The 22,464-nt window shown below is 66.0% G+C and carries 15 protein-coding genes; all 15 read left to right on the top strand.

Annotation, left to right across the window (positions count from 1 at the left end):
• The first annotated feature begins 173 nt into the window (after positions 1-173).
• The 15 genes from SH602x_RS02725 (at position 174) to SH602x_RS02655 (ending at position 22,442) form a co-directional block, all read left to right on the top strand.
• Entirely contained in the window at positions 174-2,591 is a 2,418-nt protein-coding gene (locus SH602x_RS02725) for a hypothetical protein (RefSeq protein WP_479475340.1), read from the top strand.
• Positions 2,592-3,206: 615 nt separating this feature from the next.
• Positions 3,207-5,297, top strand: coding sequence for an HYR domain-containing protein (locus tag SH602x_RS02720; RefSeq protein WP_479475339.1), 2,091 nt, complete (start codon positions 3,207-3,209; stop codon positions 5,295-5,297).
• Positions 5,298-5,484: 187 nt separating this feature from the next.
• The gene (locus SH602x_RS02715; RefSeq protein ID WP_479475338.1) at positions 5,485-7,689 is read left to right on the top strand and encodes an HYR domain-containing protein; all 2,205 of its coding nucleotides are present in this window, start codon (positions 5,485-5,487) and stop codon (positions 7,687-7,689) included.
• A gap of 303 nt (positions 7,690-7,992) precedes the next feature.
• Positions 7,993-10,890, top strand: coding sequence for a S8 family peptidase (locus SH602x_RS02710; RefSeq protein WP_479475337.1), 2,898 nt, complete (start codon positions 7,993-7,995; stop codon positions 10,888-10,890).
• 220 nt (positions 10,891-11,110) lie between these two features.
• Positions 11,111-13,936: an HYR domain-containing protein gene (locus tag SH602x_RS02705; protein ID WP_479475336.1), complete on the top strand. Its 2,826-nt coding sequence runs from the start codon at positions 11,111-11,113 to the stop codon at positions 13,934-13,936.
• Between the two features lie 259 nt (positions 13,937-14,195).
• Positions 14,196-16,157 (top strand): S8 family serine peptidase, encoded by a 1,962-nt coding sequence (locus SH602x_RS02700; protein WP_479475335.1) that lies wholly within the window; start codon positions 14,196-14,198, stop codon positions 16,155-16,157.
• Between the two features lie 528 nt (positions 16,158-16,685).
• On the top strand, positions 16,686-16,868 hold the full coding sequence (locus SH602x_RS02695) for a hypothetical protein (RefSeq protein WP_479470000.1): 183 nt from the start codon (positions 16,686-16,688) through the stop codon (positions 16,866-16,868).
• A 236-nt stretch (positions 16,869-17,104) separates the two neighbouring features.
• Positions 17,105-17,896 carry an aldose epimerase family protein gene (locus tag SH602x_RS02690; RefSeq protein ID WP_479475334.1) on the top strand — a complete coding sequence of 264 codons (792 nt, stop codon included), beginning with the start codon at positions 17,105-17,107 and terminating at the stop codon, positions 17,894-17,896.
• Between the two features lie 258 nt (positions 17,897-18,154).
• Entirely contained in the window at positions 18,155-18,583 is a 429-nt protein-coding gene (locus SH602x_RS02685) for a hypothetical protein (protein WP_479475333.1), read from the top strand.
• 107 nt (positions 18,584-18,690) lie between these two features.
• A complete protein-coding gene (locus tag SH602x_RS02680) occupies positions 18,691-19,134 on the top strand; it encodes a hypothetical protein (protein WP_479475332.1) in 444 nt (147 codons plus the stop codon).
• Positions 19,135-19,218: 84 nt separating this feature from the next.
• A complete protein-coding gene (locus SH602x_RS02675; protein ID WP_479475331.1) occupies positions 19,219-20,286 on the top strand; it encodes a TIGR02996 domain-containing protein in 1,068 nt (355 codons plus the stop codon).
• Positions 20,287-20,320: 34 nt separating this feature from the next.
• Entirely contained in the window at positions 20,321-20,875 is a 555-nt protein-coding gene (locus SH602x_RS02670) for a GNAT family N-acetyltransferase (RefSeq protein WP_479475330.1), read from the top strand.
• A gap of 30 nt (positions 20,876-20,905) precedes the next feature.
• The gene (locus tag SH602x_RS02665) at positions 20,906-21,220 is read left to right on the top strand and encodes an ArsR/SmtB family transcription factor (RefSeq protein ID WP_479475329.1); all 315 of its coding nucleotides are present in this window, start codon (positions 20,906-20,908) and stop codon (positions 21,218-21,220) included.
• Between the two features lie 89 nt (positions 21,221-21,309).
• On the top strand, positions 21,310-21,885 hold the full coding sequence (locus tag SH602x_RS02660; RefSeq protein ID WP_479475328.1) for a rhodanese-like domain-containing protein: 576 nt from the start codon (positions 21,310-21,312) through the stop codon (positions 21,883-21,885).
• Between the two features lie 161 nt (positions 21,886-22,046).
• A complete protein-coding gene (locus SH602x_RS02655) occupies positions 22,047-22,442 on the top strand; it encodes an HPF/RaiA family ribosome-associated protein (RefSeq protein WP_479475327.1) in 396 nt (131 codons plus the stop codon).
• Positions 22,443-22,464 lie beyond the last annotated feature (22 nt).

Below are 22,464 nucleotides of genomic sequence, written 5' to 3'. Positions count from 1 at the left end.
CAAGGGCTCGCCGGTAGGATGAAGCGACGGTTTTTCGCAGGGGCGAGGCTAACGACCTGAGTCCGGGCGACCATCTGGTTCGCCGACCGGAAAAAACGCCCGCCCGGCGGAACGTCTTCGCGTTATCGTTCGCTGCCGATTCGCTTTGCCGCAGGAGTCGCTCCTGCCGACGGATGTCCGACTCTCCGCAGCGTCCCCGCTCTTCGCCCGTCGCCGGGGATTCCCGGAACGGGAACGGTCACTCTTCCCGGACCGGGAACGGTCGTCGTCGATCGCCCGCTGCGGGAGTCGCCGGCCCCCCCAGGGTCAGCCTGGAATCGAGCTCGCCCCTCCCGGCGCTGTCCGACTGGCCGATCGCCCCGACGCAGGCGCCTGATCCCGAATCGATCGCGTGGGAGAGTCTCGACAGCGATCGGACGCGACCGCGGCGTCGCCCCGCGGTGCGGCTGGAGGGCGGGGCGCTGCTGTGCGGATGCCCCGACTGCGGGTCGCCGATGTCCGTGCGGCTCTGGCTGATGCGAGCCGACTGCTGGCGCTGCGGGACGGGCATCGAGATCACCGAGGAGATGCTGGGCGAAGCGGAAAAGGCCGCGCGTCGTCAGACGAAGCGGGAACGTCCTGCCGCGATCGTTGCCCCGGTCGAGTCTCCGTCGCGTCGCGTCCGCGAAACCGAGCCTCCCGCGCCCGAACCTGCCGCCGCCGTCGCCCGCGCGGCGCCTCCTGTCGCCCCGACGGCTCCCGCTCCGACGCCGCCCCTGCCGCCTGCTCCCGCATCCGAACCGCCGGAGGCGGAGGTTCGCGTGGTGCGACGCCGTCGCACGGCAGCGGAAGCGCGGTCGGAACAGGCGCTGCGCAGCAAGAGCGCCGTGGCGACGCTGGTCGACGGTTTCTTCGATTCGGTGCCGGCCTGGATCTTCAGCGCGATCCTGCACTTCATCCTGCTGACGATCCTGGCGCTGCTCACGATTCCGGAGGAAGAGCCGGAGCCCGATATGATCCTCCTCTCTGCAGCGGTCGCAGCCGATCCGCGCGAGGGGGGCGACATCTCCGTGACGCCCGACGACGAGGCGACGTTCGATCTGCCGATTCCGGAGACGGTCGATCTCTCCGACGTGGTGCAGCGCGAGACGCTGATCCGGGCCGATCAGGATGCGCGGGAACTGCGCCTCGATCCGCAGGCGAAGGATCCGACGCTGCGCCCCGTGGAGGACGTTCGTCGGCAGGTCGCCAACGCCGCGGGGCCGCGGGATACCTACCTGCTGCGCGATCCGCGCCTTCGGGCGGAGCTCGTCACGCAGGAGGGGGGGACCACGCTGACCGAGGCGGCGGTGGCACGCGCCCTGCGATGGCTGGCCGATCAACAGCGACCCGACGGAAGCTGGTCGCTGCAGGAGGTCAAGGACGGCGGATCGCAGAAGAGCGACAGCGCGGCGACGTCGCTGGCGTTGCTCCCCTTCCTCGGGGCGGGGCAGACGCACACGACGGGCATGCATCGCGATACGGTCTCCCGCGGTTTGCGGCGTCTGATCCGCATGCAGAAGGAAGACGGCGATCTCCGCGCGGATTCCGTCGGCCAGGCGGGCATGTACGCACATGGCCAGGGAGCGATCGTTTTGTGCGAGGCCTACGCGATGACCCGCGACGAGGTCTTCCACGAGCCCGCGCAGAAGGCGATCGACTTCATCGCCGCGGCCCAGCATGACGCGGGGGGCTGGCGCTATGCGCCCAAGCAGCCGGGCGACACCAGCGTCGTCGGCTGGCAGTTGATGGCCCTGCAGAGCGCCCGCGCGGCAGGGCTCTCCGTGCCCGAGGAGACCCTGACCAGGTCGCAGAGTTATCTGAACTCGGTCCTCGATCCGCAGCTCTCCGAGAAGTCGGGGCCGCTGCTGGCTGACCTGTCGAAGGTTCTGGAAGAGGTCCGCGAACTGGAGGTCGACCAGACGAAGCCGCTCTCGAAGAAGCTGGCCAGACGTCTGCGAGAGATGATCGAGGCGACCGAACTGCTGGGAGGCGAGCCGGCGCTGATCTTCCGCAGTCGGCTGGAAGCGGCGGCGCAGTCGCTCGAGATCGAACGCCCCCGGCCCGAGGATCGAACCGACGCGGTCGCGGCGCTGGATGCCGGCGTGCAAGCCTTCTATGCGCTGGAGCGGGGGCTGGATACCGGATTCTATGCCTATCAGCCGGGCCAGAACGCCACTCCTATTATGACGGCGGAAGCGCTCCTTTGCCGGATCTATCTGGGGTGGGGTCGCGACGAGCCGGGCCTGGAGACGGGGCTCGGCTACTGCGAGCGGAACTATCCGCCGGACGAGAAGGCGCCGGACGTCTATTACTGGTACTACGCGACCCAGTCGATGCATCATCTGGGCGGCCCGACGTGGGAGCGCTGGAACGAGAAGATGCGGGACGTCCTGGTGCATAGCCAGGAAAAGCGCGGCGCCGAAGCGGGCTCCTGGGCTCCCCGCGGCCCCCACGCCAGCGCCGGCGGTCGGCTCTATATGACCGCCCTCGCCGCCTGCACGCTGGAGGTCTACTACCGCCACCTCCCGATCTTCAAGCAGATCGAGCTGGAGCAGACGGCGGGGAGGTGAGACGCAGCGTCGCCGAACCAACGGCGCTCGCCGCTGCGGGTCTGTCGCCGCTCGAGACCTAGTTAGCGTCAGGCCTTTCGCGTTTCTTCACCTGAACGAAGGCGCCACCTTCATTCAGAGGCGGGCACCTGCCCGTGCCCGAGAAACCGCACGCGACTTCGGCATGCCGAAGTCCCCCGCGGCGAAGGGGCACCTTCGCGAGTGTACATCCGCCCGCGAGTCACAAAACGGGATGAATTCCTGTCCGTTTATGCTTCGCGAGCTCGCTTGGGTAAATAAGCTGCGATCCGTTCAGCAAATTCCGATTCGTGAACAATCGTCCGACTTTCATTGACCGCCCCGGTAACGCGAACTTCCCGCTGGGCCTCTGAGAGAATCGCGGGCCGGATTACGCATCCAAGACTCTACCTTCCCAGTCGCATTGAACGCGGGCTGGCGGTCTATCACTCCAAGGGATTCACATCGATGACGCGATCGGCTCTTTTCTGTATCACCTTACTCGCCGGATTTCTACCGGCTCTCTCTCAAGCGCAGGCCTTCGGCATCGCGGCCACCTTAACGGCGACCCCGAATCCCGTCGATGAAGGAAGTTCTTCGGGACTAAGGCTCAATCTGGTGTATACGCCGCCGGCACGACTGGCAGGCGGAAAGAACACGATCGTCAGCGGAACCGCACGGTATGACCTGTTCTGGGGCGGCGGGGGCTACATTAAGGACGTGTCGGGATCGATCGTCGGCGGAAACGGACAGACGACGAGCATCGCGAAGACCGCGGTCAACTCTCTGTCATTCTCGTCCACCAAGAACTTCTCCTATACGAAGCCGGGAGCGAACGCCGCGTCGATCAGCTCGTCCGTCACTTGCATGGACGAAGTCAGAGCAGACGTCTACACCTGGAATGCGCTCGGGCAAGTCTGGGTTCCCGTCACAGCGAACGTTCCGTACTCCTATGAGCAGCGGACGCTCAACTACAGCGCTTCCAGGACGGTCACAGTCACGAACAAGAATCCGGCGCTCACAGGCATGACGTGGTCGCAGCCTGTCGTCGCGGGATCGCCATTCACGTTCACCGCGACGGCGACCGATCCGGGCGGCGTGGCCAGCAACGAGACGATCAAGTTCGAGTTCGATCTTGACAACGACGGCGCCTACGACGATCTGACGCGCACGGGCAGCCTGACGGCGACCGGATCGCATACGCTCGCGAGCGCCGGGACGCATGTCCTGCGAGTGCGCGTGACGGACGGGCTGGGCGGCTCGATCACGGGTTCGTTCAACGTGACCGTCGGCAATAACGCCCCGACGATCCAGTCGATCGCGCCCACGACGATCGAATGCATCGACGGACTCCATACCGTCGGCTTGTCCACGACGATCGCCGATGCGAATGGCCACCTGCTCGACGCGACGTGGTACGTGCAGAACGCAGAGGGCGTTTTCGAATCGAAAAAGTCCGAGACTGGTCTCGCGACCGGCGCCGTCGTTTCATTTGAGCACGATTATCCGCACGGTGAGACGGCTGTGCGGCTGGACGTTTACGACGGATACGACACGACGATCGCCAGCACGACGGTCACCGTCCAGGATACGGTGGCCCCGATAGTCATCGTCGCGGCAGACGTCGAAGTTCCGACCGACGCGGGCGCAGACTTCGCGACGAACGTGACGTTAACTCCGCCGACGGCGACCGACGCCAGCGGCCATCCAGTCTCGATCGAAAACAACGCGCCGGAGACTTATCCGCTGGGCGACACCTTCATCACCTGGACCGCGACGGACGAATCGGGCAACCAGGCGACGGCGACGCAGAAGGTGACGGTCGTCGATCAGGAAGCACCAGCGATGGCGTCGCTGGCGGACGTCTCGAGGTACTGCGATCCAGCGCAGCTCTTCGCGACCGTCGAACTCCCGAAGCCTAGCGCGACCGACAACGTCCCCGGCGAGGTCGCGGTCGCGACGACGTCGGGAACCCAGTTCCCGATCGGCACGACGAGCGTCGTCTGGACGGCGACCGACGCGGCAGGCAACCAGACGACGATGACGCAAAACGTCATCGTCATCAACCAGGCGCCGCGGGCGATCCCCGGGAAGAACGTCACGATCACGACATCGTCGGAAAAGGGGGCGAGGGTGGTGCTCGACGGTCGGCGTTCGTCCGATCCCGACCAGCACACGCTGAAGTACGCCTGGAAGGCGAAGAAAGTGAAGTTCGCCAAGCGGACGGCGCCGAAGACGACCGGCATCTTCAAGGTCGGCAGAACCGTCGTGACGCTGACCGTGACCGACGCCGGCGGTCTGAAGCACAAAAGAACGATGACGGTGAACGTGAAGTTGAAGAATGGGAAACAGCGACCCCGCGGCTCGGACGCCAACCAATCGTTCGCGTACGCCGCGCAGCATGCGGGTAGCGCCGCCGCGAACGGCGTGAGCGACGATGCGGCGCTGACCGGCCTGGCTTATGCCAGCACGGCCTGCGCCTACGGCGACGCGGCGGGAGAGTTCGTCCAGTGGGAGGAAGGTCAGTCGGAAGACGACGCTCTGGTCACGTACTCCCAACTGCGCACGATTCAGGCGGCGTACGGTCAAGCGGCGGCTGATGCGCTGCTCAGCGCCTATGCCGAAACAGGCGACGAAAGCCTGCTCGCCGCGTACGGCTATGCGGCGTACGGGACGGCCTACGCCGCAGCGGATTTGAGCGAGCGGTAGGGCTGAACGCGGAGTCCTGCGCTATTCGAAAAGGGCCGGGGCCGTTAGGTCACGGCCCTGTTTTCGTAGCCAGAACGCATCCGCGCAATTGCATGGAACCCGCCGCACGACTAGGATCTGACGATCGCCTCGCTCGCTCGTCGATCGGGCCTGAGCTTCCGTCATGCATTCGAATAAGGCCCGTTCGATGCCCCAAGGTTTCAGTCGCAGCTTGAGCGTGGCCTCGTTCGCGCTCTCCGTTTGTCTATTAGCCGCGTCTGCGTCGGCCCAGGGGAGCAAGTTCGAGCGTCTGGCCCGGCCGCCGTTCACCAGCTTCGAGTATCTCGACGGCATGTCGGCGGACGGGTCTCGCGTCGTCGCGACGTTCAGCAGGAGCCTCGACGGCATCTATCGACCCGTCGTTTGGGACGCTGCGGGAAATCCCAGTATTCTCGGCCTGCTGCCTGAACCGGGCTTCGCCGGCACGTACTTGGGGACTGGCTTCCGCCAGCCGATCTCCGATGACGGATCGCTGATCGGAGGCTATTGCCAAACAGCCAGCCACCCCTCGGGCTTCCACGGCAGCCCGCCGGTCTCTTGGGACGCCAGCGGCGCGATCCGCGAGTTGCCTGCTCCGTTCGTCGGGCTCGGGGTCTCCACCAACGGCTTCGTGTCAACCGTCTCTCCGAACGGCGCCTATATGTACGGCTGGTGCCAGATGCCGCCCCTCGAAGGTTTCAACGATGGCTATCGGCCTTTCCGCTGGAACGCTGCCGGCGAGGCGACGATGTTGCAGACGCTGTACGCGGGAGACAACCTGCCGCTTCAAATGACCGCCACCTCGATCGACGGGACCATCGCCGTCGGATCGGACTACGTCTTCATCGCCGGCGACGGCGGCTTCGACGGTCGCCCGGTACGCTGGAATGCCGACGGGTCGGTCACGGCGCTGCCTCTGCTGGGGTCCAACCCCGACGGTCACACGCAAGGGACCGCCGATCTCTGCTCCGGCGACGGATCGGTCATCGTCGGATCGCTCGAGCGGTATTCCAGCACGGGTGCGTTCATCAAGTACGCGAATGTCTGCTGGCTCAGCGACGGAAGCGTCGTCGAGTTGCCGGGCGAGCATCGCGCGATGACGCCCGACGGCAAGTTGATCGTCGGCAACACCGTTCACGACAACGTGCGCTTTCCCGCCCGCTTCGACCTGATCGACGGCAAGCTCGTCGCCACGGAGTTGGGGTCCACGGGGTTCGGCGTCGTCGCCCCGCAGGATGTCTCTGACGACGGCCGTGTGTTGGCCGGGGGCGGCTCGCCGCGGTCGGACCACCCCGGTGCGCAGGTCTGGATCGACAACCGGATGCACTCGCTCGAAGAGTTGCTCGCAGTACGCGGAGTAACGCTTCCGGAGGGCTGGGTCTCGCTCGACTGGATCTACTTCTGTTCGGCGGACGGCACGGTCTTCGTCGGCGAGGGGACGTTCGGGACCGAGCGTACCGCGTTCCGCGTAACGATCCCGGATATCTTCGCCGATCGCGAAGGGCCGGTCTTCGATACGCTCGCGCCGGTCCGGACCTTCTGCGATCCGGGCAAGACGTTCGCGACCGTGCATTTGAAGAAGCCGAAGGTGACGGACAACGCCGCGGGCCAGGTCGTCGTCGAGACGAAGGCGGGTCCGCGCTTCCCGATCGGCTCGACGAACGTCGTCTGGACGGCGACCGACGCGGCAGGCAACGTCGCGCGGAAGAACCAGAAGGTGATCGTCACCAACCGCAAGCCGACCGCCGACGCGGGAAAGAACGTCGTGATCACGACGTCGTCTGAACGGGGAGCGAGAGTCGCCCTGAACGGCAGCGGCTCTTCCGATCCGGACAAGCACGCGCTCAAGTTCAAGTGGACGGCGAAGCGGGTCAAGCTCTCGAAGGCGACAACCCCGAAGCCGATCGGCGTCTTTCCGATCGGAACGACCGTGGCGACCCTGTCCGTCTCCGACGCCGGCGGCGGGAAGGATACGGACACCGTTCGCGTGCGGGTGAGGCTGAAGAATGCTACGCGACGACCCCGCGGCGCCGACGCCAACCGCTCCTTCGCCGACGCCACGCAGGAAGCGGCGAAGGCGGTCCGCACGAAGAACTCCGGCAGCGCGACGCTATCCGGACTCGCGTACGCCAACGCGGCGGCGGCCTACGGGGACGCAGCAGGCGAGTTCGTTCGCTGGGAGGACGGACAGTCCGAAGCCGACGCGCTGCCCGGGTACTCCGAACTGCGCGGCATGCAGGCGGCCTACGGCCAGGCCGCCACGCAGGCGCTACTTAGCGCCTATGCCGAAACGGGCGACGAGAGCCTGCTGTCGGCTTACGGCTATGCGGCCTACGGAACGGCCTACGCGGCGGCGGATCTGACAGAGCGGTAGTCGCCGACGAGTCGGTTCTTCGAGAGGTCGGATCGCGAGGCGCGGTCCGGCCTCTCTCGCATTGGCGCCGAAGCTACGAGTCGTTCCGGCGCCGTCCGCCGATGAAAAGCCGGAGAAAACCGATCCACGACAGTTGATCCCTGACGTGCGGGGCGTTTCAATGGGGCGTACGACGTCTGGGGCGAGCTGCGAAAGGGCAGGGCCCAGACGGCGACTTTTCTCTTCCTTCTTCTCGCAAGGACGCGGGCGTCTCGACCGGGAGCGGTCTCTCCTTCTCTCCCCTCGATTCGAGGGCCCGCCTCCATGCCACGCACTCCTTATGTTCCCACCGGCGCCCGGCTCTTCCTTATCGGCACTTGGGCCCTGTTCGCCGCGAGCCTGACTGCGACCAGCGGCTGGTCGCAGGAGCCGCCGCCGATCGCTCCGCCGGGCGAAGTCATCAGCTTCGAGCGGGGCGACTTTCGAGGTCAGCTCGTCGAGTCGGGCGGCCTGATCGACGCGCCCCTGGCACGGTCGACCTACGGCGTCAACGGCGCGGGCCTCACCGTCTGCGTGCTCGATACAGGCATTAACCCGACGCACGTGGACTTCCAGCAGGGTCGCCTGGTCGGTGGGAGGAACTTCACGTCGGATTACGGCGGCGATCCCTTGATCTTCACCGATGGCCAGGGTCACGGAACGAACGTCGCCGGGATCACGATGGCCAACGGCGCCATCCATACGGGCATCGCGCCGGGGGCGAACGTCTTCGCGATGAAGGTTCTCCCGAACTCGGGCGGCGGAGCCTGGTCCTGGCTGCTGAACGCGCTGATCTACGCACGCGACAACCGCGCCACGTACAATATCACCGTCGTGAACATGTCGCTGGGCGACAGCGGCAACCATACCAGCGTTCCTACGTTCACTGAGTTCCTCCAGATTCAGGCGGTGATCGACCAGCTTCGCGCCGCAGGCGTCGTGGTCTGCGTCTCGGCGGGGAATTCCTTCTTCAACTTCGGCAGCGTGCAGGGGATGGGCTTCCCCGGCATCTGCTCCGGGACGACGAGCGTCGGCGCGGTCTACGACGCCAACATCGGCCCGGTCAACTACGGCAGCGGCGCGTCCGCGTTCACGACCGGGCCCCGGCGGATCACGCCGTTCTCTCAGCGATTGCACTCGAACGTTTCCTCGGTCTTTCAGACCGACATGTTCGCTCCAGGCGCCGCGCTCACCTCCTCTGGATGGACATCGAACACGGCGTCTTCCACGATGCACGGCACGAGTCAGGCCTCGCCCGTTCTCGCCGGCGTCGCGCTGCTGATGCAGGACTATTACAAGAAGCGGACCGGATCGATGCCGACGGTCAACCAGATCGAGACCTGGATGAGCCAGTCGGCGGAAGGGATCGTCGACGGCGACGACGAGGACGACAACGTCACGCACACGGGACTGGCGTTCCGGCTGGTCAACGCACTCGACGCGCTGGAACTGATCGAGCAGGAGACGAATGACGCTCCCTCGATCGATACCCCTCTCCCGGCGAACCAGTTGCAGACCGCGCAGGTGGGGAATACGTTCGCCGCCCCCTTCACCGGCATCGACCCTGACGGCGACGACCTGACGCTGGAGGTCGACGGCCTGCCGCCGGGCGCGTCGCTGAATCCGATTCAAGGGACGGAGCAGTCCAGTCCCTTCCTGACGACGCTGAGTTGGACCCCGACGGCGGGCGACGTCGGCGTCACCTATCCGTTGACGATTCGCTTTCGCGATAAGTTCGACGCGATCGCGCAGTTCTCCTTCTCGCTCACCGCCGAAGTCGATCCGAACCAGCCGCCGACGATCGCGCCGATCGCGTCGCAGACGATCGAGTGCGTGAACGGTCAGCATCTGGTCACGCTCGCGACGACCGTGCAGGATCCTGACGGCGATCCGCTGACGGTGACCTGGAAGGTGGGCGGCACGCTGCGACATACGCAAAGCGCCGTCGCCTCCGGGAGCGCGGTCTCGTTCCTGTTCGACTATCCCCACGGCGCGAACGCAGTGGAAGCGACCGTCTCCGACGGCAGCGCCTCGGCCTCCACCGGGGCGACGGTGACCGTGCAGGATACGATCGCGCCGACGGTCATCGTCGCGGCCGACGTGACCGTTCCGACGGACGCGGGCAAGGCGTTCGCCTCGGGCGTGGTCCTGCCGGCGCCGACGGTATCGGACGCCAGCGGCCATCCCGTGACGCTGACGAACGACGCGCCGACGCTCTACTTCATCGGACAGACGACGGTCACGTGGACGGCCACCGACGAAACCGGCAACGCCGCCAGCGCGACGCAGAAGGTGATCGTCGTCGATCAGGAGGCGCCGGTCATCGTGCCGATCGCGAACGTGAAATCGTTCTGCGATCCGGGGAAGAAGTACGCGACGATCGATCTTTCCCCGCCGAGAGTCTCGGACAACGCACCGGGGACGACCGTATCGAAGAGCGGTCGAAAGGTCTTCCCGCTCGGCACGACGACGGTCGTCTGGACCGCGACGGACGCTTCCGGAAATCAAGCGACGCGGAAGCAGAAGGTGACCGTCGTCAACCGCAAGCCGAAGGCGCGGGCCGGTCGCGACATCACCGTCACGACGTCGTCGGAGAAGGGCGCACAGGTCACGCTGAACGGAAGCCGGTCCTCCGACCCGGACAAGCACCGACTCAAGTACTCTTGGAGTGCGAAGGGCGTGCGGCTGGCCCCGAACAAGCGCCCGAAGGCTTCCGGCCTCTTCCCGATCGGCACGACGGTCGCGCGGCTGATCGTGATCGACGCCGTCGGCGCCCGGCATTCCGACCTCGTGCGGGTAACCGTGAAACTGGAGAACGGACGACCTCGCTCGCAGGGATCCGACGCTAACCGGTCCTTCGAGCTCGCGGCGCAGCAGGCCGGCAGCAGCTTCGCCTCCGGCGCAGGAAGCGAAGCCGCGATCGCGGGTCTCGCCTACGCCCAGGCGGCGTCGGCATACGGCGACGCCGCGGGCGCCGCCGTTCGGTGGGAGGAAGGGGAGTCGATCGACGACGCCGAGCTTTCCTACGCGACGCTCCGCGCCGCGCAAGCCGCCTACGGCGAAGCGGCGACCCGAGCCCTCCTGGCGGCCTACTCGGAATCGGGCGACGAAACCCTGTTCGCCGCGTACGGCTACGCCATCTATGGAACGGCCTACGCCGCCGCGGATCTGACAGAGCGGTAGGTCGTACTCGCAGCCCCTAGCGATTCCTTCAAGGCCGGGGCCGTCAGGTCCCGGCCTGCTTGCAGCAGAGAAACGCATCCGCAGACCGGCGTCGATCAATCGGCGCCGGTACGCTTCGATGGATCTCGCGAGCGCCGATAAGGCGTTCGGGCAGGATCCCCCTATTCGCGCGCGGCCACTCTTCCTTCTCCCTCCGCCAGCCGCTTCAGACAGGTCGCCCATGTTCCGGCCCTACGTGCTCCTCGCGTTCGCGGTTCTGGCGATCAGTTCCACTCCCGCTGCGGCGTGGGGGCAAACGACGGCGACGATCGAACGCCTGCCGAGCCCCGCGGACCATACCGAAGCACAAGGTCGAGGCGTCTCGGGCGACGGAAAGACCGTCGTCGGCTATTCCGGGTCGAGCGCCTGGTTCGCTTCGCGGTGGAACGCGGGCGCCTATCAGAACCTGGGACCGCTGCCTGGATATGACTTCCGAAGCGAAGCGCACGGCGTCTCGGGAGACGGCAGCATCGTCGTCGGACTCTCGCAGACGATCCATCTCAGTCGCGCGTTTCGCTGGACTGCTTCGGCAGGGCTGCAAGCGCTTCCGATCTTCCCGGGCGCCGATAAGTCGAGTTCCGCTTTCGCGATCTCGGACGACGGCGAGATCGTGGCGGGTTCGGCTATTCCGACGAACGGCGTTTTCGAACATGCCTGCTACTGGGACTCGGCCGGCATTCATAGTCTCGGCACAGTCGGGAACACTCCCAGCGGCATGAGCGCAGCCTACGGGGTCACGCCCGACGGCAGCGTCATCGTAGGCCAGTCGTCGACGCCGGATTCGTTCTTCATGCGCGCGTTTCGCTGGGAGAACGGCGCGATGGAGAACCTTGGCTTCCTCGGCGGGTCGCCGGGCACCAGCGAAGCTCACGCAGTCAGCGCGGACGGCGAGATCGTCGTCGGCTATTCGCAGACCGCCTCCGGTCAACGAGCTTTTCGCTGGACACGGGCGGGCGGTATGCAAGAACTCCCGAACCCCGTCCCCGGCCTCACACGCGCCTACGACATTTCAGACGACGGTCGTATCATCGTCGGGATGGCCAACGTCATGTCTCCCGAAGGAGATGCGTGCATCTGGATCGACGGCCAGCCGCGGTCTCTGCCGGACATGCTGATCGACGATTACGGAATCGATCTGGATGCCCTGGGTTGGATCCAACTCAACGAAATTCATTCCTGTTCGGCCGACGGCACAGTTTTCACCGGCGTCGGCACCTACTGGCCGACGCCGCCCGGACCCGTGCGTGCGGCTCCCTTCAGAGTCGCTCTGCCGAGACTCAACACGGCGCCGACGATCCAGAGTCAGATCGCCGAAGGATCGATGCCGATCGCCGCGGCGGACTCGACGTTTCTGGCGACCTTCCGCGGTCAGGACGCGGACGATGACGAGGAATTGACGCTCGAAGTCAGCGGCCTGCCTCCTGGTGCGATCATGACGCCCCCTGCGGGCACGAAGGGTCCGGGTACGGCGGCGGCGCCCTTCCTGGCGACGTTCGAATGGACGCCGTCTGCGGCCGACGTCGGTACGTGGCGTCCGATCACGATCTCCTATCGCGACAGCTTCGGCGTCGTAGTGAGCCGCAACTTCACGATCTACGTTCGTTCCAACGTGAAGCCGACGGTCGCGGCTCTCGCTCCGCGAACGATCGAATGCGTCGAAGGCGATCACTTCGTCGAGTTGTCGACGGTCGTCGCCGACGCCGACGCCGATCCGCTTACGGTGACCTGGAAGGTCGGCGGAGTCGTGAAGAAGACCCAGACCGCCGTTCCGTCCGGCGCGACGGTGACGTTCGGAGCGGACTACGCTCACGGAGTTCACTCGGTCGTCGTCGAAGCGAGCGACGGCTTCGCGATGGGGACCGCCGGCACGACCGTGACGGTGCAGGATACGGCCGTTCCGACGATCGTCGTCGCGTCAGACGCGGTATTGACGACCGACCCGGGCAAGGCCTACGCGTCGCAGGCTCGCCTGCCCGTGCCGACGGCGCAGGACGGCAGCGGGCATCCCGTGACCTTGACCAGCGACGCGCCGTCCCAGTTTCCCCTCGGCGAGTCGACCGTCGTCTGGACCGCGACGGACGAAGCGGGCAATCAAGCGGCTGCTCCCCAGCGGGTCGTCGTCATCGACCAGGAAAAGCCGGCGATCGTTCCCTCGGCAGCGATCGTCGCGTTCTGCGATCCAGGGAAGACATTCGCGACGCGAACGCTGACGCCGCCCCTGGTCACCGACAACGTGCCCGGAAGCGTCACGATCGGCACGGGCGCAGGGACGCAGTTCGGCATCGGGGAGCATCGCGTCTTGTGGACCGCGACCGACTCGTTCGGCAACGCGTCCCAGTGGGTGCAGTCCGTCACGGTCGTCAATCGCAAGCCCCGAGCTTTCGCCGGCAAGAACATCACGATCGCCACGACTTCGAAGAGCGGCGTCCGCCGGCGGCTCGACGGCAGCCGCTCGTCCGATCCGGACAAGCACGCGCTGAAGTACGCGTGGAAGGCGTCGAAGGGCGTCCGCCTGGCGCCCGGTAAGGGGGCGAAGCCGGCAGGTCGCTTTCCCGTCGGAACGACCACGGTGATGCTGACCGTCACCGACGCAGCCGGGGCGAAGCATTCCGACATCGTCAAGGTGACCGTGAAATTGAAGAAGCGACGACCTCGCGGAAGCGATGCCGACCGCTCTTTCGCCGCCGCGGCTCAGCAGGCGGAGAAGGCCGCCGCCGCGAAGGGATCGAGCGCAGCGGCGCTCTCCGGTCTCGCCTGCGCGAAGGCCGCGACCGCGTACGGCGACGCCGCGCTCGCGTTCGCGGCGCCGGAAGAGGCGAGTCAGGCGTCAGCGGAGAGCGAGGTCTTCTACGCCGAGTTGCGCGCCGCGCAAGCTGCGTACGGCGGAGCGGCGGCGAACGCGCTGCTCCGCGCTTATGCCGAGACAGGCGACGAGAGCCTGCTGTCAGCCTACGGCTACGCGGCCTACGGCACGGCCTATGCCGCGGCGGATCTGACGGAAAGGTAGACGGACTAGCGTGTCGGCGGAACGCCGAACGACGGCCGTCTATTTCGATGGTGACGATTTTCCGTGGCGGAAACGCGACGCGCGAACTATAACGGAAGCTCGATTCGATAGGTCGGTTTTTCTCGATGCGATCGACGGCGCTCGCCGTCCGGACGTCGCCGCTCAGAGTCTCCCGCCCAATCTTTCCCGCTATAGCGGGCGTTACTACCCGCCATCGCGGGCGTCATCTTCTCCCGTCTTTCGACGCAGGATTCCTGGAATGAAAACGACTTCCCTTACGGCCGTCGCGCGACGCGCCACGTGGGGGGCGGCGACGTCGGTCCTGGCGGCGTGTTGCCTCGCGACGTCGCTCTTTTTAACGGTCCCCGAGGTCGAGGCCGCCGACGCTCCGGTCAATAACGCTGATGCGGCGGCTGCAGCCGTCGAAGCCGTCGATCGTCCGGCCGTGCCGGGCGAGTACGCCGTCGCGGTCAAGAAGAACGCCGACGTGAAAAGAGTCCGCGCTGCGGTCGAACGGGCCACCGGCTATCCGACGACCGCCTGCCGGCACGTGCGTCTGCTGAAGCTGAAGACGCCGCCCGAGGCAGGCGCGGCCGCCGCGGCCGCCGCGGCAAAGGTGGAGGGCGTCGCGGGCGTCGAGCCGAACTACCTGTTCCGGCCCGTTCGGGGCGAGACCCGCACGAATCGCAGGAGCCTCCACGCGACGCGCGGTCTGGAGGCGATCCCGAGCGATCCCCAGTACCAGGCGGATCAGTCGTGGTACTACGATCGGATCGAAGCGCCCGAGGCCTGGGACGTTCAGAGCCGGGCCCAGAACGTCGCGATCGCCGTCATCGACGACGGCATCCTGTACGAACACCTCGATCTCGAAAATCGCATGTGGGAGAACGAGGACGAGGACAACCTCGACGCCGGAGACGGCGACGACGACGATAACAACGGCTACGTCGACGACACGAACGGCTGGGACTTCTTCGAGAACGACAACGATCCCTCGCCTTACGACGATCCGGAACCGCAGCGCAACGGCCTGGCCGGCGATCGCGGAACGTTCGTCGCGGGCGTCGTCGGCGCCGAAGCGAACAACGACGAAGGGATCGCGGGCATCTGCTGGGACATCCAGTTGATGAACCTCCGCGTCTTCGACGAACGCTCGCCCGTGTTCGGGAACCTGCTCGACGTCGCCGAAGCGATCGACTACGCCATCGAAGAAGAAGCGGACGTCATCCTCATCCCCTGGGTGATCGGTTTCGACACGCTGATCCTGTCCAACGCGATGGACGCGACGCTCGACGAGGAGATCCTGGTCGTCTGCGCCGCGGGCGACTTCGACAGCAACGTCGAACTCGCGGCCTCCGACTACTATCCGCCCAACTACGACCTCGAAAACCAGATCACCGTCCTGGCGACGATCGAGGGCGCCGGCGCCACGGCCGACGACCGGCTGCCGACGTCGAACTACGGACCCGACGCGGTCCACCTCGGCGCGCCGGGCGAAGGGATCTGGGGCTGCGACATCGACGACACGGTCGACGACGCCTACCGCAGCGAGGACGGAACCCACGGCTCGGCGGCGCTCGTCGCCGGAGCGGCGGCGCTCATTTACGCGATCAATCCGGATCTCAACTACGACCGCGTGAAGCGCCTGATCGAAGACCACGTCGATCCCGTCGCGAGCCTCGACGGCTTCTGCTCGACCGGCGGAAGGCTGAACCTCCTGAGGACGCTGAACGCGGTTCCGCCGCCCTCCCAGCCGCCGCCGCCGCCGGGCGGAGGCAACCGTCCCGACCGCGAGGCAGGTCGCGACTTCCGCGAACTGGGCGCCGAGGCGACGAACCTGCTCGGGAACGGGTTCTACTACGCCTTCCTGGATCTTTACTACGGACCCAAGTCGAGCCTCTCCACCGACGCCTACAACCAGGCTCAGCAGGCGTACTACTACGCTCTGCTCGCCGGCACGGTGGTCTACTGGAATCAGGATGTTTCGCCGGGCCAGGCCTTCGCGGCTTACTCGGAGGTGAAGTACGGGCAGCTCGTCTACACGTACTACGCCACGTCGTACGCGTACTACTCGTACTCTGCGACCGGCGACGAAATCACCGGCGCCGCGGCGCTCTACCTGTACTACTCGACGCTCTACGCGTACTACGACATTCAGATCTCGCCCGAGCTCGAACCGACGCGGGCGCGGGACAAGCCGAAGAACCGCCGGCGCCGCTAAGGCGACCGGTCCGTCGAGTCCCGAACCTCCCGATCCAGAGCCTCGTTCGCACTCGCGAGCGAGGCTCTTTTCGTTCGATCGAACGCTCACAGGGATCGCCCCAAGCGGCTCTCGCTCGTGATTACATCCATGAATGCGGATAAATCTGATGGCAGGCCGTTTCGTGACCGCGCTGTATTTCGAGTCGCCTTGCAGCGAAATGCCGTAGCTCGCGGAGCTTCTCTCTCTCCCCGCGGATTCCGTCTCGTTACGAGACGACCTGTCGCAGTATCGGTTGCGCTGGCGCCGACGTTCCGCAGGCCTTCGAATCGCGAAAATGCGGGCGAAAACGAAGGAAGACGAGCTATTCGTGCCGGTCAGATGGCTTCGAGCATCTTGCGATTGATTAATTCGCGGTGGTGAAGGATGAAATGGCACGCCATTCGCTTCAGAGGGAGTGCGTTGCAGGAAGGTCCTGCCGGGGCGCCTCGCGTCTGGGAAGAACGCCCGCGAGGAATTCGCTCGCCTGAGAACCGAAGGAATGATTCGATGACGAACTCCTATCTGCCGTCCGAAAACGAAATCCGCCAAGCCTGCTCGCGCATTCGCTCGACGTGGGATAACGAACAACGCGATACCCGTCACCGCCTGAGCGATACGCGTCAACGCGAGCTGGCCCAGCGGATCTTCCGCGAACGCCAGGAATCGCGTCGCCGTCGCGCGGCGTGCTGAGGGCCGATCCTTGATCGGCGCCGAAGGGATATGCCTTCGACGCCCGATCGGCATTTCCGAGACGCGGCAGGTCCGCCGATCGTCGCTATAACCGACGCCTGCCGCGCGACTGCCCCCGGGCGTCCTGCGAACGTCGGCGGAGTCCGTGCGAAACTTGGCGGTTTCCGCTTCCTCTGCTAGGCTTTCGACGGCGATCGCTCGCTCGCCGAGAACCTGACGAGGGAGAAGGAATCGCCATGGGACGCATGTCGGACGGCGTAAATTCGATCAACAGCTTCATTCGCACGGTCCTCGCGCTGGCCGTCTGCGGAGTGCTCGGCGTGGCCGGCTTCCTCGGCTGGACGAAGTACACCGAGAACGATCGTGCGTTCGATACGCTCCACGCGAACCTCGCGAAGGCTGAAAACGATCTGAAGGCCAAGCAGGCTGAGATCGAATCGCTTAACGTCGAGGTCGAGAAGCTCGAGACCGCTCGGCGCCTGCTCAAAATGGACTCTCGCATCGCGCGGTTGCGAGTCCTCGGCAAAGAGACCGACGAAGCGGGCGCGTTGACGACCACCGTCGAATTCGTCGAGCTCGACGACCAGGGAAACGAGATCGGCGACCCGAAGGTTCTGCCGATCGAAGGCGACCAGATCTACGTCGACTACTGGGTCGTGAAGTTCGACGACAAGTACGTCGAGGAAGCCGACATCGATCGTGCGACTTCGATCGCCCTCTTTCGTCGGATCTTCAGCGAGAAACGTAAGCCGGAAGAAGGCTTCGTGCTGGACGAGCCGAACTCGCTGCCCGCGAAGTACGCTCAAGGGGGAGCCCCGAGCGAGTTCGAACAGAAGATCTGGAACGACTTCTGGAAGATCGCCAACGATCGCGCGGCCGCCGAGGCGCTCGGCATCCGCGCGGCTCACGGCGAAGCGGTCTCCATCAAGCTCGAAGAGGGCCGCTCCTACCGCCTGAACCTTCGCGCTTCCGACGGCATGTCGATCGTGCCCGAACCGGGCCCCGGCGACGCCGCCGCTAGCGAGTGAACGCCGAATCGGCGACTATGCAACGTCGTTGCCGGACGATACTAGGCGAGCGGAGGGCGTAAGCCCTCCGTGTCCGAACGGATCGCGACGCAGCAAGCACGGAGGGCTCACACCCTCCGCTCGCCGACTTCTTCGCTTAAAGGCGAACCGTCTCGACTTCCGGTCGCTCCTGCTTCTGACGAACTCTTTCGAGCCGTGAGCGAGTAGCGATCGCGCGGCTGCGAAGACGATCGTCGTGGCGAGGCGAATCGAACTCTCATGGCCGCCGGGTACGCTTACCCGTGGATGACGTTTTCCGCGGACGCTCTGCACGCGAACGGGTTCCCGCGCGTCGCGGCTCTGCTGCGCGGTTACCCCTGGGACGATGTGCCGGCCGAGGAAATCGCCGTCGCCTACGACTTCCTCGGCGATCTGTACGTCGCGACCGATTCCGAGGACGTGCAGCGCACCGCGATCTTCCTCGGTCGTTGTCGGCAGATCGGGTTCGGGCTCGCGTTCATCGAGGCGGCGGCGCCGGTGATTCCGGCCTCGGATCCGGAGACGATCGTCATCAAGAACCGACGCGTCCGCCGGGCGGAGCTTCGCGGCGAGTTGGCCCGTGCGATGAAGGAGTCGCTCGCTCGCCAGCGCCGCGAAGAGCGTCGCGACGCCAAGCGACGGCGCGAACGGATGGCCGCGCGAGCGTAGCGCGATCGGGGCGAGCGGAGGGCGGAGTACCTCCGCTCGCCAGATTGCACGCTTCGCGGAACAATGAGCGATGCATTGGACCTGTCGCGAAGCGTACGGAGAACGAGTTGTCGCGACCGCCCATTCCCGGCTGGGGTCTCTTCGCCGCGAAGGCTCTGAGCGAGCAGGGCTTCGCGTCCGTCGCCTGCCTGTTCCTGGGCGGGGCATGGGACGAACCAAGCCCGGCGGAAATCGCCGTCGCCTACGACTTCCTGTGCGATCTCTCCGCCGAGACCGACAGGGCAGACGTGCAGCGCGCGGCAGAGTATCTCGGGCGCTGTCAGTCCGTCGGGCTTGCGCTCGCGCGGCTGGAAGTCGCGGCGGAAGAACTTCGCAAGCCGCCGCCCGGCGTCGATCTCGCGAATCCCCACGCGCGTCGCGCCTGGCAGAGCGGCGATCGACAGCGGGCCGTGCAGATTACGATCGAAGCCGAACGTCGCCGGGAAGAGCGCCGCGCCCTGCGACTCATCGACCGCCTCGCCGCGCGCAAGCGACGCGAGTCGTTCGACTGAAACGCCGCTTTCCTCGAACGGCGAACGTCCCTGTGCGAAGATGAGCGGCGAATTGACCGGCGCCTTCGGAACGGCGAGTTCCCCATGTCCGACGCGATCTTCGAGCAGCCGACGACCGACGAGCAGCCGTTCGTCGACGCGATCTGTGCCCAGCCGGCAGATCGCGCGCCGCGGTTAATCTTCGCCGACTGGCTCGACGAACGAGGCGATCCGCGCGGCGAGTGGCTCCGCGCGTCGCTGGAGATCGAGCAGGCGATCGAAAGTCTCGGCTGGGGCTTCGCGTTTCGCATGTGGCGCCCGCTGGCGCGGAAGCTGCTGGAACGCGACGACCGGGCGAGGGCGGCTTTCGAGACTTGCAACGTCTGCGAAACGCCCGGTTGGAAGGACCTCCCCGATCTCGTTCGCCAGGCGACGACGGGACACTGGTACTGCGGCGGCTTCGTCGAGAACGTCGCCATCGGCCGGCAGGGGCTGGAAACGTTCGGCGACGAACTGCGGCGCTCGATCCCGCTGCGCGGCGTCTCTTCGATGAGCGGCAGCGCCCACGGACCGGAAGAGCTGCGTCGCGGGGGCAGGGCGATCTGGCGAGGTATCGAGCGGATCGTCGACTACGCCCACGGGCCTAATCAGGGCTTCGCGCCGTTCACGTCGCTCGTTCGCGCCCAGGAGTTCGCCGCCGTGACGGACGGCGTGCGGGCGCTGGCGACCGGACCTTATCTGAAGGCCGAGGCTTTGGCGGCGTTCCTGGGCGCCAAGCCGATCGAGTCGCTCTTCCTCGAGCTTCCGAGGGACAACGCGTCCGAAGCGCTCGAGCGGCTGCTCGACAAGTGGCGCCCCACGAACCTGCGTTGCCTGGCGCTCGTCGGTCTCGTGATCGAAGGAAGACCGATCGCGTCGCTGGCGGATTGGCCGGGGCTCGCGGAGCTGCGGTTGCTTCATCTGCCCCATCTTTCGCTCGGCGGGCGGTCCCGCCGGCTGGTGGCGCGGTCGCGTCATCGACATCCGAACCTCTGCGTGTTCTATCCGTTCCTTTCTGACGACGAAAAGTCGGTCGAAGATGGCGTCGCCTGGATCGACAGCGGCGAACCAAAACGTACCTCGACCGGACGCTTCGTTTCATTGTCCGGACGCTCGTTCGCCATCCATACGTGATGCGACCGATCGCAGCCGACGCGAAGATCCTCCGATGAACCTCGTCATCCGTCGCCTGGAACTCGAGGACGAAGCGGCGTTCGCTGACGCCGTCGCGGCGTGGGACGAGGCGCCGGCGTTCCATTGGGCCAGACCGGCGCCGGGGCAGACGTTCGGCGAGTGGATCGATCGCCGGCGGGCGGAGGAGGCTGGCATCGACGTTCAGGAGGGCCGCGTGCCGGCGACGATTCTGTGCGGGTTCGTCGACGGCGAGCTCGTCGCGATGGCGAGCGTCCGGCATCGGTTGAACGAAGCTCTCGCACAGTTCGGCGGACACGTCGGGTACGGCGTGCTGCCCGCCTGGCGCAGGCGAGGGATCGCGACACGGATGCTCGAAGCGTCGCTCGCCGAGCTGCGCCGACGAGGCGTCGGGCGGGCGCTCGTCAGTTGCAACGAAAGCAACGCGGGCTCGCGCCGAACGATCGAGAAGTCCGGCGGAGTCTTCGAGTCCCTGCACCGTCCCGCCGACGGCGGCGAAGCGAAGCGGCGGTACTGGTTCGATCTGAACCTGCCGCCGAAAGATTTCGGCGATTCTCCAGACGTGTCGTAACCTTTCGACATTTCAGTTAATCTAAGACGCATGGCCGCGAAAACCAAACGCCTGCGATTGACCGAACTGGAAGCGCTCGCCGAAGCGGCGGAGTGCCTGCGGCTGCTCGCGCATCCGCACCGGTTGCGGATGATCCAGATGCTGCTCCAGGGGGAGTTCGCCGTGGGCGAACTGGCGGAGGCGTGTTCGATCCCGTCGAACATGGCGTCGGAGCACCTCCGGCTCCTGCAGCATGCGGGTCTGCTTTCGTCGGAAAAGCGCGGACGTAGCGTCTTCTACTCCGTCGCCGAGCCGCAACTGGCCGGGATTCTCGCCTGCGTCGAAGGCCGGTTCGGCACGAAGTAGGTCGTTCTTCCTTTTTTTCGCGCCGATAGATCGTCATTTCGCGACCTTTCGATAGTTCGGAGCGTCGCTTTTCGCCAGGGAGTTTCGAGATGAGCCGTTCCGTCAGTCCCCGACTTCTGCAGGAAGCGCTCCGTGCGGAGTCCCGCGCCCGATTGATCGACGTGAGGACGCCGATGGAGTTTCGCGAGTTCCACGTCGAAGGCGCCGTCAACGTGCCGCTCGACCGCCTGGACGCGAAGACCCTCGAAGCATCGAAGCCGGGTTCGCTCGGCGAACCCTCCGGGAGCGGGCCGATCTACGTCCTCTGTCGATCGGGCGGACGGAGCAAGCAGGCGTGCGAGAAGCTCCGCGTCGCGGGCATCGACGCGATCGACGTCGAGGGAGGCTCGCAAGCGTGCGAGCAGGCGGGCCTGCCGATCGTTCGCGGAAGGAAGGCCGTCTCGCTCGAACGCCAGGTCCGGATCGCCGCCGGATCGCTCGTGGTCGTCGGCGTCGCGCTCGGCGCTTTCGTCAGCCCGTGGTTCCTGATCCTTCCCGGTTTCGTCGGCGCGGGACTCGTCTTCGCCGGGGTGACCGACACCTGCGGCATGGGATTGCTGCTGGCGCGGATGCCGTGGAACCAGGTCCGCGACGACCAGAGCGGGGCCGCGTGCCGGATTTCGTGAGGCGTTTCGAGCGACGACCGAATCACGGAACGCTAATTGCGTTACGCTCGCAGGAGGGCGCAGCGGTTATAGCGAACAGCGCCGCGTCGCTTCTCGATGCGACGAAACTTGCGAGCGGACTGAAACGGTCGCGCCCGCGTAACTTAACCCAGGCGGTCACCATGCAGATTCAGGTCAACACCGACAACAACATCCAGGGCAGCGAAGAGCTGACCGCGAAGGTCCGGACCGAAGTGGAGGAGGGCCTCCGCCGATTCGGCGACTGGATCACTCGCGTCGAGGTGCAACTCAGCGACGAGAACAGCAGCGCCAAGACGGCTGACGACGACATTCGCTGCGTCATCGAGGCCCGACCCGCCGGTCAGCAACCGGTCAGCGTGACTCATCAGGCGGCGACCGCGGATCAGGCGCTCAAGGCGAGCGTCAAGAAACTCGTCCGGCTCCTGGGCGATACGAAGGATCGGCTGGCGAACCACAAGGGGAACGTCTCCTTCGCCGGCGAGGGCGTGATCCGCGAAGAAGACGCCGAACTCGGCGACGAAGCGCTCGATCGCTGAGCCGCGAACGCCTTCGAACCGT

The organism is Lignipirellula cremea (assembly GCF_056501455.1).
Note: the sequence above shows the minus strand (reverse complement) of the source record. Positions and strands in the feature narration are given on the sequence as shown.